The organism is Streptomyces albus subsp. chlorinus, from assembly GCF_013302895.1.
Lineage (GTDB): Bacteria > Actinomycetota > Actinomycetes > Streptomycetales > Streptomycetaceae > Streptomyces > Streptomyces chlorinus.
Genome location: NZ_VJOK01000001.1, coordinates 3,969,847 through 3,989,818 on the forward strand (window position 1 = coordinate 3,969,847; position 19,972 = coordinate 3,989,818).

Sequence of the window (19,972 nt, forward strand, 5' to 3'; positions counted from 1 at the left end):
TGCTGAACGTCACCCCGGAGCCGGACTGGCTGGTGGCGGAGCAGCAGCAGCGGTTCCCCTCCGACGCGCTCCGCCGCTACGAGGAGCTGGCCGCCGAGGCGGAAGCCCGGGCGGGCACACGGGATGCGACGGACCCGCGGCTCGCGGACCGGATCGCCGAGGCGGTCTCGCAGGTCCGTGTGCCGTTCGAGGCCGACTCCCTCGTTCCGCCGCTCAGCTCCGCCGAACGTGCGCTCCTTCCGGGCGGCAGGCCTGTGTGGTCCACGGGCCGACGGCGCTGGCACATCGGCATGGGCAGCGACTTCCAGCAGCGTGCCGAGCGCACCGGTGGCCTGGTGGCCGCCGGCACCTCCGGCTCGCTGTGGCGGTTGATGCTCCAGGCCGTGCGGATGAGGGACGTGTGGGGCGTGGACGCCGACCTGGGGTGGGTGCAGCTCGGCTACACGGGCCAGATGCTGTTCGTCCAGCATCACAGCCTCCACGAGACGATGCTCGCCGCACACAAGATCGCCGAGCTGCTGGCGGAGCGCGGTGACGGTGACGCCCACCAGTTCGCCTACCGGGACAACTGGACGCGCTACCGGCGCATCCCGCGGCTGGACGAGGCGCAGCTGCGCGAACACGTGGCTCCCGAGGGCCTGTTCCCTGACGAGCACGCCCTCGCGGTCATGGACTGGCCGCAGGACACCCGGGCCGCACAGTGGCTGGACGACCACCGGGAGGTGCTCGGTGACCTGATCGATCACCTCGCCGCCACCGAGCGGAGCCACACGGCACAGGTGTCGGAATCGGCCGGCCACCGGTCCTCCCAGGGCCAGTCGTCCGGGGTTTCGGTGCCGGTGGTGGTGCCTCGGCTGCCGCGTGAGGTGCGCGAGCAGTGGTTCGCTTCCGGGGAGTTCCGGGAGGGTCGTGCGGGTGCTTCCGGCCGGTTCTGGGCGGGGCAGCATTCGCCGGGGGGCTGGGCGGTGCGGGAGCCGTTCTTGCCGTTGCTGTCGAGGGTGGACACGCTGTTCGTACCGGCCGAGCCGGCCGAGGCGGGTGCCATGGCGCATCGTCTGGGGTTCGGTGAGGGTGTGCTGTTCTTCTTCGGGCATGGTGCGCGGCGTGCGGGTGGTGTGTCGCCGGATCTGGTGGTGCGCTATGTGCACTGGTGGCTGTCGCAGTCTGGTGTTCCGCGGGTGGCGGATGTGGTGGCGTTGCCGTGCGGGGATGGGAGTGGGCTGTCGTCGGAGGCGTACGCGGGTCTGTCGCGGCGCGGTGTGAGGGTGTGGGACTTCTCGGGTGCGAGTGCGCTGAGCTGGTCGGACGCTTCCCGGCGCGGGGCGGGTTTGTTCGCGTTGCCCGATGGTGCGGGCCGTGCGTCGTACATGCGGGTGTACGAGGGCGGGCGGCAGGTGTCGCGGGTGCCGGCGGAGTCGGGTGCGGCTGGGCTCGGGTGGCGGTCGGAGGTGCCGTATCCGCCCGAGGAACTGGTCAACCGTGCCTGGGGCACCGGCCCGGCGGGCCCGCGTGCCGGATGGCGGGAGGGGCTCCCGTCCCTCGGTGACCGGCAGACGCCGGCCCTGGACATGGACAGCGCGTACAACGACGTCGTCGACCCGGACAGCTTCGACGCTCTCGAGGACACCCGGCAGGACACCGATGAGCTGATTGCCGAGACGCTGGAGCGGAGGGCCGGGTTCCTCTTCGAGGAGCCGGACGAAGAGACGGCGGACGGCGGGCTGCTGGACGCCGGGACGCAGGACGACGGCCTGTCGGACGACGAGATGACCGATGTCGGCCTCGCGGACGACACGATGACGGATGTCGGCCTGACGGACGACGAGACGGCGAACGTCGGCCTGGCGGACGACGAGACGACGGACGTCGGCTTCTCGGCCGACACCGGCATGGTGGAGGAGCCGGCCGTCGACAGGTGGGCGCCGCACGCCGACCGCGTCACGCACCGGCGCTACCGGATCTTCGAGGGCGCCCTGGGCCGTGCGCTCACCGCGTCGCCCGGCGAGGCGTCCCGGGCGGCGGTGGAACGGGCGCTGGACCGGCTCCACACCCGGCTGCCGCACCCGCACGGTGCGGAGCGCGACGTGGCGCTGTTCGGTCCTGGCGGCCGGCCCGCGGAGGCAGGGTTCGCCGCGGCCTTGCTGCGCCGCGTCGGGGATCTGCCGGAGCTGGTGAACACCGCGACGGTGAGGCAGTGGCCGCTGGAGCCCGACGCGGCCCAGCTGGCGGACCGGGGCCATCTGCTCGGGTCCGACGACGTGGCCCGGTTCCTGTACGCCGCCTTCCAGGCGCACGCCGCGCTGGAGCTGCCGGAGGCGGACCGCATCCCGTTCCGGGACGGCGTCATCGGGGAGGTCCTCGGCAGGCAGCGGTGGGACGTGTCCCTGGCCCAGATCGTGCAGGCGGCGCACCTCGCCGGCTACCAGGGCGCCGGTGAGGACGGCCTGCTGGACCGGGCGCCCGAGGCGCTGTACGAGTGGGCCTCCGAGAGGTTCGGCGGCGAGGGGGCGGCGCTGTCCGACGCCGTCCTCCAACGTGCGCTGGTGCCGCCGCACCGCCAGGTCGTGGACCCGGCGCCGGGCTACTACGCGGTGGACGCGTTCGAGCACACCGACGAGGCCGGCCGGCTCCGTGTGGCCGGATATTTCCGCGCCACCGATGTGGCGGTGCGCGGGCACTACCGGCAGCTGCCGGGCATCAGGAAGGCCGTCTTCTGGAACCGGAACGAGCGGGGCGTGCCCGTCGGCGCCGCTTCCACCGTGCCGTGGGAAGAGGCAGCCTTCGTCGCGGTCCGCGGCGGCTCGGCGGAGGAGCGGCTGGAGCGGGTCCGCGTGGCCGTGCGGCGGGCACGCCAGGACGGCTTGGCCGACGTCGTCGTCCTGATGGGCGGCCAGGACGGGTTCGGCGCGCCGCGGCACCTCGCGGGCGACGTGCGCGACCCCGCCGCCACCGGGGATCAGGGCGGTGCGCGGCTCCCGCAGCCGTTGCGGCGCGTCATCGACGAGACGGGCGTGCGGGTGTGGACGCTGCGCGTGCCGGACGCCGTGACCCCGCCGCGGGGCACCGTGCCCGCGCGGCTGCACGTGCTCGCCCATCTGGGTGAGGGGCAGCCGGGCTGGGAGGTCTACGAGCCGGGCGGTGCCAAGCCGCGGCATGTCGCGCCGGCCGACCCCGTGCCGGCCGCCACGGACGCCCTCCCCGATCCGGTGTACTGGAACGCCGAGCCGGAGGTGGCCTACCCGCCGCAGTTCCCGGGCCTGTACCGCTCCGAGGAGTGGTTGCGGAAGGTGGCCTTGCATGAGTCCTACCTCGGCGAAGCTGTCCGCGGTGGGGACAAGAGCGCGCACGAGACGGTCAGCCTGGCCGTGCTCGGGTTGTGGCAGCTGCTGTCGCAACACCACGGCCGTGACATGGCCGCCGCCGCTTTCTTCCCCAGGGTTTCGGCGGACGCCGAAGCGCTGGAGAGGATGCTGGAGACGAGCCCTCGCCCGGACCTCGTGGGATTCTTCCTCGACGCCTTCCGCGCCGCCGTGGACGGAAACGGCAGGTCTCCCTACACCCTGACGAAGCTGCTCCGGAACCGGCCCGAGCTGAACACCCACGGGTTCCCGGCCGATGGCTGGGAGATGCTGCCGGCCACGTCCGCCTTCGAGGAGGAGCGGCTGGCGCAGCGCGGGCTGCGGACGTCCGTGAACAACGTGGTGACCCTCCAGCGGATGTTCCGCGCCGCCGCGATGGCGGGCCTCGACGAGGGGCAGCTCCTGGGGCTGCGCACCGCACTGATCGGCTGGTCCCTGGACAACAACGGAACCCTCTTCGACGTCATGCGGGCCGCGCACGACGCGGGCGTGGTGCACCGCACCGACCCGGATCTGTCCGTGGCCGACGCCGCGGCGCTGCTGAACTGGGCGCACGAGAAGCTGGTTCCCGAGGACGCCTACGAGCAGCCCCGCCTGCGCGACCATCTGCGCCCGCCGCTGTATGCGCAGCAGCGGCTGGAGACCTGGGACTCCATCCAGAAGTACGACCAGCTCATCGCGGAGTGGACCGGGAAACGCATGACCGTGGCGTCCCTGCTGGGGATGCCGTTGGGTATGCGGGAGACGTACGCCGAGTCGCTTCCCACCCTCGCCGGCAGGATCTCCCCCGACCAGTTCCAGACGCTGCGCCTGGCGCTCGAGGACCGCGAGCGGTTCGACGCCGATCCGTCGTACGCCGCGGTGGCGCGGACCGGTCTGGCCGAGATGCCCCGACTGCGGGAGGGGCAGCCGGTGTGGCTGGTCCTCTCCGAGGACGAGCTGCCGGGCGGGCTGCGCCTGGGCGAGCTGCCCGGCGACTGGCAGATGTCGGTGCGCGCGTTCACGGCGGGGGCCCTGTCGGAAAGGAAACTGACAGAGCTGCTGCGTGAGCGGCACGACCAGCTGCGTGAGGAGGCCGGACCGGACGGACGTGCCCCACGACTGGTGGCGGTACGGGTGGACAACCCGCTCTCCTTCCGCGACCCGGCCCTGGTCGCCCCGGGGTCCGGGGTCGCGCTCGCGGGCGAGGACATCGTCCTGGAGGGGCCCGCGCCCTCGCTGGAGCCTCGAGTGGTGGGCGGCGTCGAGTACATCGTCGTCCCCGCCCGGCAGGTGTGGGCGTCGGCCCGGGGCACCAGCCTGTCCGACCGCACCGCCCCCGGGCAGGTGGGCGGAACGGCGGCGCCGACGGTGCGGAGGGCTGCCGCCTGGGAGCACGCGGCTGCCTCGTACCAGGAGTGGTTCCCGGTGGTCGTGGAGTACGAGTCGGCGCTGCGCGAGGTGCTGGTGAACCGGCTGGAGGTCGGTGCCGCCGCTGTCCGTGCCGCCCGCACGCTCTTCGAGCGGAACGCCGCCGACGTCGATGTACGGGCCGCGGTGGCGCGGGAGCTGGGGCTGCCGCGGGAGACGCCGCGGCAGGCGTACGACCCCGGCGACCAGCCTCTCGACCAGGCGGTGCGCCAACTGGCCTCCGGAACCCAGGAGCAGCTCAGGACCGCGCTGGCCGTTTTCCGCCGGGTCGCCAGGGCGACCGGAGTCACCTGGAGGGTCGAGGACAAGCCGGCGCGACTGTCCGAGGCCGGGATCATTACCAGCGGGACCGCGCCGAGGGTGCACGCGCTGATGGACACCTTCGTGCGCCGGGTGAGCAGCAGCCCCGATGACGCGCTGCTCTTCCAGAAGGCACTGCTGGCGGGAGGAGCCGGTGGCCTCGCGGACGTGCTCGTGGGCAGCCAGGCCGCGTTGCAGCGGATCGGCGCGCCCCAGCCCCAGGCGCTCGCGTTCGACGGCGGTCCGGGCCTCTACCGGGCGGCGGACGAGCTGCTGCGCCCGCGGGATCTGACGACCGACGCGAGGCTGCGCGACGCGCTGCGGCCTCCGCAGGACGCACTGTCCCAGGCACTGGCGGACAACCAGCCCGACCTGCCCGGCTGGGCCGGACTGAGCGCGGAGCAGCGGAACGTTCTGGTGCGACTGGAGCTTTCGGGCGATGCCGCACGGCTCGGTCCGGACGACCTGCGGACGGCCCACGCGGCGTTGCGCGAACTGGCGGCCAGGCAGCCGTGGCAGCCGAGGACGGGGCTGTGGGCGGGATACCTGCCGCAGAGGTCCGTTCCGAGGGAGGGGCAACGGCGCGAGCTGCCGCCTTTCCAGCGGGCGGACACGGACCAGCGCCAGGTGGCGGAGACACTGCGCGGCGGCCTGCCGGCCCGCCCGGGGCGCGTGCGTGCGCTGTTCGAGATCACCGCGGGGTCGGCACCGACGACGCTGTTCCAGCGGTTGCGCTACCCGGGGAGTCCGACCCCGGTGCGGGTGGAGTCCGTCGCGTGGACCGAGCCTCCGGGCCAGGAACCGTACCTGCGCGTGCGGTACGCGGAGGTCCGCTCCGACGCTTCCGGAACCGCGCTCGCCCCCGCGGCCACGTCCTCGTCGCCGGTTCCCGCGATGACGCGGGGGATGCGCCAGTGGTTCGGGGGCGAGGGCGAGCTGCGGATGGGCCGCGGTCAGGACGGCGCGCTGTGGGCGGGCTGGTTCCGGCCGCGCGACTGGCAGCAGCGGTTGCCGTTCGAGCCGTGGCTGTCGCCGTCCACGTCGCTGCACGTGTGGCACGGCCCGGCCGACGCCCGGGTGAGCACCGGGTTCCCGACCCGTTTCGGCCCGGACCGGTCGGTGCTGTACTTCCAGGCCCACGGCCTGAGCCGCCCCGGTGCCGGGGGGCTTGCCCCGGACCAGGTGGTGTACCTCGTCAACTGGGTCGCCTCCCAGCCCGGCTGGGACATCGATGCGGTGATGGCCGTCCGGTGCGGGGACGGCGGAGAGCGTCCGCCGGAGGTGTACGGCCGCTGGGCCGCGAGCCGTGAGAAGACGTTCGTCTCCTTCAAGGGCGCGGCGTCGGTGGCCGCCGGTCGCGACGGCCAGGGGGTGGGCATCCACGTGCTGCCCGACGGCGAGCTGCCGTCGTTCATGTGGGTGCAGCGGCCCGACGGCAGGGCGTTGAGGTATCCGAACCGGGCCTCCTCCTGGCAGGTCGAGACGGACGTGCCGTATCCGCCCGAGGAACTGGTCAACAGGGACCGGGACACCTACGAGCGTGGCTACAGGTCGGCGTTCCTGGCGGAGGGGCTCGGCGCCGACTGGGATCCGGGCGCGATGATCCGGGCCGTCGACGAACTCGTGGAGCCGGAGGTCCGGTTCGATCAGCCCTCGCCGGACCAGGACGCCTTCATGGCGTGGGGTCAGGCTGCCGGGCTCGCCGACGGGCCCGGTCTCCAGGAGACGGGCCGTGCCCCCGAGGACGGGTGGGTCATCGGGTGGCTGTCCCGCGAGGCCCCCCTGCTCGGCCGGCAGGAGATGGAGGAGGCACCGGAGCTGACGCTCCCCGTGCGCGGGTCGGCCCCGGCCGAGTTCGCCGCGCTGTACGGGAACAGGGAGGGGTGGGTCCGGCGGGCCGGGCTGTTCGAGCAGTTGCTGGGTTCGGCGCTGGTGCGGGACCTGGAGGCTCGTGCGGCGGAGGAACGCGCGCTGGAGGCCCTCCCGGCGTTGCTGCGGGAGCTGGACGAGGCGAACGACGGCGTTCCGGTGGGAGAACTCTTCGGCGACCGTGCACGACCGGAGCGTGGCGCCTTCGTCTGGGCCGTTCTGCGGCACATCGGGCGGCTCCAGCAGGTGACCTCGGGGCAGCCTTCGGGGCCGGACCTTTCCGCCGAGAGCTGGACGTGGCTGTCGGAGCGCGGCCACGGGGTCGGCGCCTGGGAGGAAGCGCTGCGTCCGTTCTTCGAGGTGGTCTTCGCGGTGCACGGGCGTCTGGAGCTGCCGGTGGAGGACCGGCTGCCGTTCGTGCGTGCGGTGGCGGCCGGTGTGCTGGGTGTGGAGGGGTGGGGCGTGTCCCTGCTGACGCTGGTGCGCGCGGCGTCGTCGGCCGGCTATGAGCTGCCGGGGTTGGGCGATCCGCTGCTTGCGGAGGCTGCGGAGTTCTACGACCGGGCCGGTGAGGCGCTTGTGCCGGCTGAGGGGTTGTCGCCGGAGTGGGAGCGGGCGCTGGTGCCGCCGCATCGGCAGCTGGTGGACCCGGTGCCGGGGTATTTCGCGGTGGACCGGGTGGAGCACCTGGACGATGAGGGCCGGCTGCGGGTGTCGGGGTTCTTCAACGGCCCGGACGCGTCGGTGCGTGGGTTCTACGACGTGTTGCCGCAGGTGGCGGAGGTCGTCTTCTGGTCGCGTGACGGGCGTGGGTCGCTGGTGGGCCTGTCGGAGGCGGTGCCGTGGCTGGAGGAGCGGGAGCGTACGGCGTTCGTGGCGGCGCGCGAGGGTGCCTGGGCGGACCGGTGGGGCCGGGTGCGGTGGGCTGCCGCGCGTGCGGCCCGGGACGGGATGTCCCATCTGGTGGTGCTGACGGGTGCCGGTGTGCGGGATGCGGGGGCGTGGGAGGAGTTCGCGCGCCTTCGGGCGGAGGTCGAGGCCGCATCGGGGGTGCGGGTGCATGGCGTCTTCGCGCCGGTGCGGGGTGCCTCCGGTGGGGTGGAGTCCGCCTTCCCGGTGCCGGTGGCGGTGACTCCTGCGCGGGGTGAGGTACCTGCGCGGATCCATGTGCTCGGGGACGTGGTGCCGGGTGAGGCCGGCTGGGTGTCCGGAGCGGATGAGGCGGTGTCGCGGCCGGGGTCGTCGGCGGGTGCCGCGTGGGTGGGGGCGGAGCACTATCCGGACCGGGTGTACTGGAACGCGCCGGTGGAGGTGACGCACCCGGCCCAGTACCCCCGCCTCTACGCCGATGACGAGTGGGCCGACAGCCAGGCGACGTACGAGATCGCCCTCGGCAGGGCTGTGTCGCAGACGGAGCCCCCGACCAGGCCGCTGCCGACGGTGGCCGACCGGCTGTGGCAGCTGCTGGCCGAGCACCACGGCCACGAGGCGGCGGCGCGGGCGTTCCTGCCCGGCGCCGACTCCGACGAGGCCGCGGTGGAGGGTCTGCACGCCCTGCTGTCCGAGGGCTCCACCCCCGAAGCCCGGGAACAGCTGTACCGGGCCCTGCGGCGGGCGATCGGCGGCGCCGGGAGGGCGCCGTACACCCTGACGGAACTGCTGCGGACCAGGCCGGATGTGAACACGCACGGGCTGCGGACCGGCGAGCCGGGCGAGCTGCCGACAGCCGTCATGCTCGACGACGCGCAGGGGCGCGGGCTGTGGGCCTCCAGGAACGTCGGAAACCTCCAGCAGGTCTTCCTGGCCGCCCGGATGCTCGGGCTGAGCCCCCAGGAACTGCTGGACCTGCGTACCGAAGTGCTGGCCTTCAGCCTTTCCTTCAACGAAGAGGGAGGGCTGCTCGGAGTCCTGCGGGCCGCGCACGCGGCAGGGGTGCGGGCCGGGACGGACCCGGACCTGGCGGTCGTCGACGCCGCCGCGCTGGACGACTGGGCGCACGCGGAGCTGCTGCCCCAGCTCGGCGTGGAGCGGCTCACGGAGAGCGAGCGAGCGGAACTGGAGCGCCCGCACCACCGCGCGTTCGCACGGCTGGAGAGTCGCTGGCCGCTCCCGCAGGCCACCCGTCACGACGAACTGTCGGTGCTGGACGACCCGTCGGCGCTGGACACCGGCGACGTCTTCCTCCAGACCGCGCCGCGGACGCGGCGCGAGTACGCGTACTTCCTCGAGGACCACAGCGTCCCGGGCCTGCTCAAGGCCAACATGGACATCGCCCGGCACTGGGCGCTGAGCCGTGCGCTCTCGGACGCCGGACTGCTCGGTGCATGGTCCGGGTACGACGCCGCCTCGGCGAGGGAGGCATTGCTCCAGCGGGTGGAGCGGGAGCTGGATGCCGCCCGCGCCGGCCTGCGCCCGTACCCGCAGGCGCTGCGGGAGGACCCGGGCTTCGACGAACTCGTCGAACGCGGAGTGCCGACTGCCGAACTGATGGAGTACACGCGGGAGCTGCTCACGGCCCTGTCGAACGAGAACGTCCGGATCGAGGACGAGTTGGCGGGCCTGGCCGCGATGACGCGGTCGGGGCTGGCCGCGTTGCCGTCGGTGCCGCCGCAGCAGCCGCTGTGGCTGGTGCTGCCGGAGAACGAACTGCCGGGCGGTGTCTCGCTGAACGAGCTGCTGGAGGGCCGCCCGGTGTCGTTCCCCGCCTTCCAGCGGTGGGCGGTCTCCGTCGGACAGGCCCACGAGCAGATACGTCTCCTGCACGCGCAGTGGGGCGAGCACTCCGAGAACGCGCCGCGGGTGCTGGTGCTGGAGGTCTCCGGCACCCCCGCCCGTGATCTGTCCCTGCTCGCCCCCGGGGACTCGACGGCGATGACAGCCGAGGACACGGCGGCGAGGGCGACGGGAGCCCCGCCCGTGCCCATCGGCGGCGAAACGCCCTACACGGTCGTCCAACTGCACGCCGTGCGCAGGCCGTTGCCGCCGATGTGGGAGCGGGAGGTGTACTCCCACACCGTCACGGACAGCGACGGCGAGCCGCGCGGGGCGAGCTTCGCCCCGCCGGCGGTGGCGCGGGCCCGGCAGGCGGCCGGCACCGACGCACGCCTGCTGGACGCCCGGGAGTACGTGGCCGTCAGCGGCGACGGCCGCCGCTCCGGGCCGCACACCCTGCCGGGACGGGACGCCGGGGAGCGGTATGTCTTCTCCGCCCACGGCGACGGGCTGCTCCACCACGTGGGCGGTCGGTACGGCGCGATGGCGACGAGCGCCGGGGGCCTTGTCACCGAGGCGCGGCGGCTGCTGGAGGACTGGGGGGCGTCCCAGGAGGCGTCGGTGGTCGCGGCGTTCGACTACGCCGGTGGCGAGCACGCCCAGTCGCTGGCCCACCTGCTGGGCCACCGCCGTTCCCTCGTCGCTCCCTCCGGCGCGGTGGCCTCCGTGCCGGCGTCGGAGCCGTTGGTGCTCACCGGGGTCCGGGGCGGGCCCTGGCCCGGGTGGACCGAGCACGTGGCCGGGGACAGGCTTCAGGGGCCGAGCCCCGAGCCGTCGGCACCGTCGACGGCGTGGGAGCGCGCCGCCGTGGCGAGGAACGCCGACGAGTGGCGGGCGGCGGCCGAGTCGTACGAGTCGGCCGTGGCCGAGACGTTGGCGTCGCGGCCCGAGCTGAGGACCCTGACCGTGCGGGCCGCCGCCCAGGCCTTCCGGGCGATGGCCGCGCACGAGGACGTCCGGCGGGCGGTGGCCCGGATCGGCGGCCTGCCGGCAGCCGAGGAGGGCCGCTCGGTCGAGGACCGCGTGGAACGGCTCGCCCGGCATCCGGAGGAGGAGGGGGCCTTCCTCACCGCGTGGAAGGTGATCCGGGCGGTGGCCGACCGGTACGCCCCCGGACCTCGCACGGCGGGGAGCGGGCAGCCCCGCATACCGGCCGGCGTGCTGACGCAGGGCGCCGCGCCGCTGGTGCACCGGATGACGTACACCTACGCGTCGCTGACCCCCGTGGAGGAGGTGGACCTTCCCGGTTTCCTCGGCGTCATGATGGCGGGACTCCGGCTCTCCGGCTCGGGCCACTTCTTCGACGCGGTCTTCGGCAGCCTTCCCGTGTGGGAGCGGGTGACGGGCGCGTACGGCCTCCGGCAGCTCGTCCTCAGCCCGGCCGCGCGGTTCTACCGCGTGAACGACCGGTGCCTCCGCGTGGACCTGCCGGGGGCGGACCGGGAGCTGCCGGACTGGCCGCGGCTGCCGCAGGAAGCGATCGCCGAGCGGTACCTGCCCGACGCGGACACCCCGGGCGTCGCCGCGCTCGGCGCCGAGCAGCGCGCCGCGCTGGCGCACCTGCGCCTGCTGGGGATGGACGACGCCGCGCTGACCCGGGACGAGTGGCGGACGGCCCGTGACGCGCTGGTCGAACTGGCCGCCCAGGACCGGCCGGGCAGCGTCATGTGGGCCCACTGGGAACACCCCGGCCTGGCGGAGGTGGTGCGGCAGCGCGGATTGGCCGCGGCCCGGTTCTTGCGCGGCTACTCGGACCCCGAGGCGGCCTTCGAGGACATCGCCCAGTTGTCCGGCGACCCGGGGAACTGGGGCCTGCCGGACGAGCCCGCGACGGACCCGGTGGTGTACCTGTTCGAGGCCACGTCGGGGCCTGCGCCCCTGGTGTGGAAGGGCGTGCACGTCTTCGCCGAGGAGACGAGGATGCGGGCGGTATCGGCGCGGTGGGTCGAGGGGTCCCAGCTGTCCGGAGGAAGGCCGTACTGGCACATCACGCTGGTGCCCGTGGAGGGCACCGCCTCCCCGGCCGAGGGCCTTGACGCGCCGGGCGGGAACGACGGGTCCCAGGGGACGGTGCCGTCCCGGGACAGCGGGGTGGACGAGAGCGCGTTGTCCGTCCGTACCGCACAGGGCACGGGCGAGGAGCGCGCCGGACTGCCCGAGGTCCCGCGTGGGGTGTCGGAGGTGTTCCGGGGCTGGGGCGAGTTCCGCTATGGCCGTTCGGCGGACGGTTCGTGGTGGGCCGGTGTGTTCCCGTCCGGTCAGTGGGCGGGGAGGTTGCCGTGGCTGGAGCGGGTGTCGGCGTCCGTGGAGTTCCATTCCTGGTCGGTGGGCGCCGAGGGCGAGCCGGTGGGCAGGGCGTTCCGGTTGTTGCCGGAGGGGGCCCGGCCGATGGTCTTCGCCGCGCACGGCGGTCCCGCGTCCGAGGCCGTGGCCACGCTGGGCGTGCGGTTCGTCGAGTGGCTGGTGGCGCGGGGCGAGCAGGTCACGCACCTGCTGGCGGCGCCGTGCGGTGACGGCAGTGGTCTGATGCCCCAGGCGTACCGGGAGTGGGCCGTGCGGCATGGGGGCACGGTGTTCGCGGCGCCGGAGGAGTCCGCTCTCGCACAGGGTGCGTCGGCGGAGCAGACGGGGTGGCACAACCGGCCCGGTGGGCCCGCGTACTTGCTGACGGCGGGTCCGGACGGGCGGGTGACGCGTTTCCCGCGCCAGGGCGAGGTGGGCCGGGAAGCGAGCGAGGTGCCGCTGCCCGAGGACGAGCTGTACAACGACCGGCCCGCCGGGGACCATCCGCAAGACATCCGTTTCTGGAGCGACCGGCGCAACCTGCTCCAGGGGGGTGGCGACGAGAACGCGCTGGACGGAGCGGCGAACCCGCTCCCAGGACTCGACCTGACCCAGGCCCAGCCCGACCCCGCCCTGGCCGAGGCGCGGCTCCACGACCTCGTCGCCGAGCAGATCGCGGCGGAGGAGGACGCACAGGAGCAGGCGGAGCAGCGCGGCGGGGAGCCCCTCACCGAGCCGTCCGTGGCCGAGACGCTGGCGTGGGTGGCCCCCTGGCTCCTGGCGCCGGACCAGGGGGAGCCGGAGGCCCTCGACGCCGTGGAGGCCCCGCTGTCCCGGCCACGGTACGGCCCGGAGTGGCCGGAGCGGGCCGCCTCGTACGAGCGGCTGATGGGGGCGGCGCTGTCCCAGGACGCCGCAGCGCGCGCGGCCGAGGACCGGGCGCTCGACGCGCTGCACCGGCGGTGGCACCCGGGGGCGGCCGAGGAGCCGCGGGACCAGGCGCTGTTCGGGGAGCGGGGGCGGCCCGAGCGCGGCGCGTTCCTGGAGGCGGTGCTGCACCACGCCGCGGAGCTGGAGCACGGGAGCCTGACGACAGCGGCCCCGCGGGCCACGGCGCCGTCGCGGGCGGCCGAGCTGGCCGAGCGCGGCTACCTCGTCGGCTCCGAGGACCTCACACCGTTCCTGCACGCCGCCTTCGAGACGCACAAGAGCCTGGGGCTGCGGCCGGCGGACCGGCCGGAGATCCTGCGTGCCGTCCTCGGCGTGCTGGGCACCCAGCGGTGGGACACGACGCTCTTCCAGGTCCTCCGGGCCGCCGACGCCGCCGGCTACGCCCCCCAGGGGGCGGACGCGATGCTGCGCCGGGAGGCCGCCGACCTGTACGAGGGCACGCGCGGACTCGTCCGCCCCGGCCCCGACGCGGCCCGTGACCTCCCGCGGGGGCTGGTGCCTCCGCACCGGTGGCTCGCCGACGGCACGCGCGGCCGGTACGCGGTCGGGGAGTGGCACTTCCGCGACGGACAGGGCCACGTGAGGACCACCCTCTTCCTCAACCAGCCGGACAGGCTGGCCCGGACCCACTACCGCGACCTGCACCGGGCCACCGAGGGGGTGCGCTGGCGGTACGACGACCGGGGCGAGCGCGTCGGGGACCGCTTCGAGCTGCCGCTCGACCGGGAGCGCACCGCGTTCGTGGCCGGGCGCGACGGCACTCGCGCCGACCTGCTGGGGCGCGTCCGGTCGGCTGCCGAGCGGGCGGCCAGGGACGGCATGCGCGACCTCGCCGTGCTGATGGACGTCACCGCTCTCGCCGACGACGTGGAGGCGCGGGCGGAGTTCAGGGCGACGGCCCTCACCACCGGTGTGCGACTGCACCTGGTGTGGGCACCGACCGCCCTCACCCCGGGCCGGGACGGCGCGGCGCCGACGCTGCACCTCCTGGAGGACACCGTCGCCGAGCCGGCGGCCGGCTGGGAGGTCTACACCGAGAGCGGCGCGGAGCCCGAGCAGCTCCAGTTGACGCTTTCCGGGCGGGCCGGCGCCGACGCCTACCCGGACGCGGTGCACTGGAACGCGGCGCCGGAGACCGCCTACCCGCCCCGGTTCCCGCACCTGTACGGCACCGAGGTGTGGGCGGAGGCCGAACAGGCACATGTGGAGTTCCTGGCGGGCGCCCTGGTGGAGAGCGGCCACGCCCTGATGCAGGAGGCGGTGCGGGGGCTGTGGGAGCGGCTCGCCCAGCCGCACGGCTCCCGCCCGCTCGCGGCCCGCGCGTTCTTCTCCGACGGCGACCCGCACGACCACTACGCCGTGCGTCTGAGGCGGCTGCTCCGTGGCGAGGCCACCAAGGGGGCGGCGGTCCGCCTCATGGACGCGTTCGACACCGCCGTGCACGCCAACACCGGCCCCCGGCACCGGCTCACGCTGGCCGCGCGGCTGCGGGAGCACGGGGCGGAACCCGAGTGGGCGGACCACGGCGTGCTGCCCGTCGAGGAGTGGCAGGAGGCACCGGCCGCGCCCCGTCACGAAGTGGAGCGGCTCGGCCGCCGCGGCCTGCGCACGAGTGGGCGCCCCACCGCTTTGGTGGAGCGGTTCCTGCGGGCCGCCCGGATGGCCGGGCTGACCGAGGAGCAACTGCTGGACCTGCGTCCCGCCGTGTTCGGCTGGGCGCTGGGCAAGGGGCTGACGCTGCTGGAGGCGTGGCAGGGGGCGCACGACGCGGAGGTATGGGATGCGAGCGATCCCGACCTGCACCTGGCCGACGGCGCCCGGCTCTACGACGCGCTGCACGCCCACACGGAGGCGGCCGGTCTCGACCTGTCCTCGCTCTCCGAGGAGCAGATGGCGGGGCTGCGGCGCCCGCACCACGCCGCGTACCTGGCCGAGACGGCGAGGACCACGCAAGCGCCCGGCCTCGAGCACGACGACTTCGTTCAGATGGCCGGCGAAGCGACGCAGAAGAACCCGGTCGCCCAGCTGCTGATACCCCACACGTTCCGGGTGGCGTTCGCCGACTGGGCGGAGCGGCACGCGGCGTGGACCACGTTCCGCGACGGCGTCGACCAGGTGCAGTACACGGCGCTGTTCCTGGCGACCACCGACGCCTGGCTCTTCGGCCTGCCGTGGGCGGACACCGGTCGGGGTCCCCGCGGCGAGGCGCTGCTGACGCGGATCGAGCGGGAGCTGCGCGCGGTGCGGCTCGACGGCCGGCCGTACCCGTCGCTGCTCAAGGCGGACCGGGAGTTCGCCGCTTGGGAGAAGGCCGGCGCGTCAGCGCGTGAACTCGCCGAGCGCGTCGTCGACATGGCACGGGCCGGGGCGTTCGAGGCGGTGCCGGACCATGCGTCGATGACGCGTTCGGGGCTGGCCTCCCTGCCGCTGCTGCCTGCCGGCCGGCCCGCCTGGCTGGTGTTCCGCGAGGACGAGCTGCCCGGCGGTCTCGGACTGGACGAGCTGCTGGCGGGCCGTCCGCTGCCCGTGGGCGGCTTCCAGCAGTGGCTGGTCGAGTCGGAGCGGGTCTCCGAGCGGCTGGACCGGAGGCACCGGGCCGCGGTGAAGGGCGGCGACACCGGACCGGCGTCGCGGTCGGTGGTGCTGGAGGTGGAGGACTCGCCCGTGCGGGACCTGTCGCTGCTCAACCCGGCGGCGGCCGCGGCATTGACGGGCGAGGAGGTGCTGCTGCGGCACACGAGCGGACGCACCGGAGCCGCCGTCCGTACCGAAAAGGGCCCGAACGGCGCCGAGTACACCGTGGTCACCATGCGCGTGGACGACCCGCCGGCGCGGCCGGTCTGGGACCGCGACCTGTTCACCCGCGAGATCGCCGCCACCGGCGGCGGCCGGTCGGCCGTCAGCTTCCACCCGCTGGACGGGGGGCACGGCACGGTGGCGACGGCGCACCGGCTGCTCACCGACGCGCCGCGCTATGTGTCCGTCCACCACGGGCAGCACTCCCTGCCGCGGCCGGCCCCGTGGGCCGACCAGCAGTCCGGGACGCCGCTGTGGCTGCACGGCTTCGGCATCGGGCCGTACTACTACGCGCCGGGACGGTACGGCGGACGGTGGCTCGACACCCGGACCCTCGGACACGAGCTGCGGCCCGCACTGCGCGAGGCGGGTGCCACCGACCGGACGCGGCTCGGCGCGGCGCTGCACAACGCCGCACGACACGGCGCGGGGTCGTCGTCCTCGCCCGCCGAGCAGCTGGCCGGCGCCCTCGGCCGGCCCCTCCTCGCCCCCGGCGGAGCCATCGACGAGCCCCTGGACCCCACCGGCCACCTTCTCGTGTCCAACGCGGAGGGGGAGCCGCCCGAGTGGACCGAGGCGGCGGTCCCGGACCCGTCGGCGGCGGAAGGCCGTGCCGCGCGCAGGGCGGACCGCTGGGAGTACGAGGTACTGCACTCCCCGCCCGGACTGGACCGCGCCGACACGTACCACGCGGCGCTCCGCGAGGTGCTGCGGCAGGACCCGCAGGTGCGGGCCGAGCTGCGGAGGGCGGCCGTCGAGGCGTTCCGCGCCAAGGAGGACGACGCCGATACGCGCAACCGGGTCGCGCCGCTGTTCGGCCTGCCCGAGGAGGCAACGGAGCAGCAGTCGCCTGGCGTCCGTCCGCTCGACACGGCGGTCCAGGGACTGGAGCACAACGACTCCGATGTCGCCCTGACCACCGCCTGGGCGGTCTTCCGTGCTGTGGCGTCCGGTGAGCGGGTGGACCCGGTCGAGGTCGCGAGGAACACCCCGGTCCGGCCGGGCACCGTGGCGGGGTTGCGCACCTTCGGCACGGCCCCGGTCGTGTCCGCGCTGACCTCCGCCTACGCGAACCTGGTGTCCCCGGGCCCCGACCGGATGCGGCAGTTCCGGAAGGTCCTGCTGGCCATGCTGCCGCCGACGTCCTCCAGCCTGCTGGACGTCGTCATGGGAAGCGCGCCCGACTGGGAGATCGTGGCCGGGGCGTTCGACCCGGTGCGGCTCGCCGCCCTGCGCGGCGCACCGGAGTTCTTCCGGGCGGTGGACGCCTGGCTGCAACCGCGGCAGTCGACCGACGACCCCGCGCTGCTGGACCGGCTGCGCGTCCCGCAGGACGTGCTCGGTCCCGACTGGCTGGCGGACCGGGCCCGCACACAGGTACCGGGCTTCGCGGAGCTGAGCCACCAGCGGCAGAGCGCCTTGGCGCTGCTCGACCTGGGACGCGACCCGCACGACCTGGAGGCGGCCGACCGTGCCGCGGCGTCGGACGCGGTGCGCGAGCTGGCGTTCCGTCAGCAGCAGCCGGCCCGGCGCTGGTGGCGGGAGACGATCCCGCAGGCGGCGGCGGTCATGCAGCCCGGCCGCGTGTTCGAGGAGGGCGTGGCCAGGATTCTCTTCGCCGACCCCGGGCAGGCGGGCCAAGCCGCCGCCCAGCCCAGCCGGCAGGCGCCCGGCACGGTACCGGCCCTCTACGAGTACGAGGGGTCGGCGTCGGCGACGACACCGCGCGGCTGGGCGCGGTTCCCGGACGGGACGCGGCTGCGGGAGGTCCGCGCCCGGTGGGCCGAGCCGGAGGACCAGTTCGGCGTTCCGTACTGGCACATCCTGGTGACGGACGCGGAGCGCGTGCCGGCGGCCGGCGACGACCAGATGCCGCCCGGCCCCGGTGACATCCCCTCCCCCGACGACACGGACATGGAGTCGGGCACCGACTCGGACACCGGCGTCGAACAGGCCCCCGGCAGGTTCTCGGAGGCGGCGGCCAGGCGCACGAGGCCACAGGCGTCCTCCCTCTCCCACGGGGTGCCGCGCGGCATGCGGCAGGCGGTACCGGCCGGAACCGCGTTCCGGGAGGGTGCCGCCGGGGTCGGCCGCTTCTTCGCCGGGTTCCACTCGCCGCGGGGCTGGGCGGCGCGGGAGCCCTTCCTGCCGCTGCTGCCGACGGTGGACACGCTGTTCCAGTGGCCCGCGGCACCGGACCGGGGCGCTCTTGGGCACCGGCTGCGGTTCGGTCCGGGCGTGCTGTTCTTCTTCGGGCACCGCGGCGTCGTGCCCCCGGAGCAGGTGGCGGGCTACATGGCCTGGCGGGTGTCCCAACCGGGCGGCGAGGGGCTGTCGGACCTGTGGGTGCTGTTCTGCGGTGACGGCGGTGGGCAGCCGACCGCGGCGTACGAGGAGCTGACGTCCCGGTGGCGGGGCACCGTGTGGGAGTTCGCGGCGCCGGGTGCGCTGGGCTGGGCGGACGGTTCGGGCCTCCGCGCGGCGCTGCACACGCTGCCGGACGGGCGGGGACGGCCGTCGTACGTACGTGCCTACCGGGGCGGGCGCGCGGCGCTGGTGCCGGAGCCGGGTGCGGCCGGGACCGGCCGGCGCACGGACGTGCCCTTCCCGGACGAGGAGCTGGTCAACCGCGGCTCCAGCACTGTCCGGGTCGGCCCCCGCACGCCGTGGGAGGAGAGGCTGCTGACCCTCCACGAGAGGGGAGACGCGAACGCCACCCGCGGCATGATCGAGCTGGCCGACCTCACCGACGGCACCACCATGACCGAGCGGCCCGAGCACCAGCTGGTCCCCCCGATGGAGACGTTCACCGCGCTGCACTACGGCGGCCGGGTACCGCCCGGTGAGCGGGACGTGGAACCGGGAACGAGGCTGAATCTGGGCGCGTTCCTGGCACCGGCGCGTCCGCAGCCGGAGTCGGCGGTGGCCGGCCTCTACGCGGTGGAGCGCGTCGAGTTCACCGGCCGGCGGGGCGCCAGGGCCGCGGCGACCGGGTACTTCAACGGCCCGGACACCGAGGCGCGGTGGTTCTACGACAGGCTGCCGGAGGCCACCGAGGTCGTCTTCCGGGAGTGGGAAGCGCGTGGGCTCGTCTGGGGCCGGCTGCCGATTCCGCTGTCGGCCGAGGAGCGTGCGGCGACGGACTGGGTGGCGGCGCGCGGCGCCTCCCGCGAGGAGAACCTCGACCGCATCCGCTCGGCCGCCCAGCGGGCGAGCGGGGACGGGCGGAGCAACCTGGTCGTGGCGTTCGGCGTCACCGGGCCGGGCGCCGGCGCGGCCGAACGGGAGGCCGTCGAGCAGGACCTGCGCGGGCTGGCCCGCGAGTGGGGGCTGCGCCTGCACGCCGTCCCGGCGCCGATGGCCGTCACCCCGGGGCCCGGGAGCGAGCCTCCCCAGCTCCATGTGCTGGCGCACCTGGTCTCCCTGGGCGGAGCGAGCTGGGACGTGTACGGGCCCGACGGCGGCGAGCCGGTACGGCACCGGCCGGCCACCTGGCACCGGCGGCAGGAGGCGGCCGTCCCCGAGCCGGTGTACTGGAACACCGCACCGCAGGTGGCGTACCCGCCCCGCATGCCGGCCGTGTACCAGGACGACCGCTACCGCGGTGTCGTCGAGGACACCGTGGACGGCGGTGCCGCCGGGCACGCCGGGGACGCGCATGCCGCCCGGCACGCCGACGGTGGCGGTGCCACGGTGGACGCGGTGGACGCGGTGGGCGACAGCGGCTTCGTGGTCCTGGCGGACGCGAGTACCGCCGGGCTCGCCGAGCGCCGCAGCGTCGCCGAGAACTACGAGAAGTTCGTGGAACAGGCCGTACAGCCGCCGGAGAGCCGCGCGGCCGTGAAGGCCGTGATCGAGCAGACGCGGGCTCTGCTGTCCGAGTACTACGGCCGGGTGGCGGCGGCGAGCGCGTTCTTCCCCGACCGGGGGACGGGTGCGAACCCCGTCGTGCTCCTGGACACTCTGGTGCACTCGCCCGGTACCTGGGTCGGTGACCTGTTCCGGGCGCTGGCCTCGGCCGTCCACGGCACCGGGGGGGCGCGCCACGGGCTGGTGGCGTTGCTGCGGGAGCGGCCCGAGCTGAACACGACCGGCATCCCGACAGGCGGGCCGGACGAGCCGCTGCCCCAGCACATCTTCAGGGGTGAGGAGTTCAGCCGGCGGGGACTGCGGGTGACCGGGAAGAGCATCGCCCGCCTCCGGCTGCTCTTCCAGGCAGCCGCACTGCTGCC

General features: G+C 74.8%; 1 protein-coding gene (cut by both window edges). It reads left to right on the plus strand.

All 19,972 nt of this window come from inside a single coding sequence — locus FM076_RS17460, hypothetical protein (protein WP_173871844.1), on the plus strand. Of the gene's 62,514 coding nucleotides, 39,319 precede the window and 3,223 follow it; the stretch shown corresponds to coding positions 39,320-59,291, spanning codon 13,107 (partial) through codon 19,764 (partial); the first complete codon in view begins at position 3. The start codon and the stop codon both lie outside this window.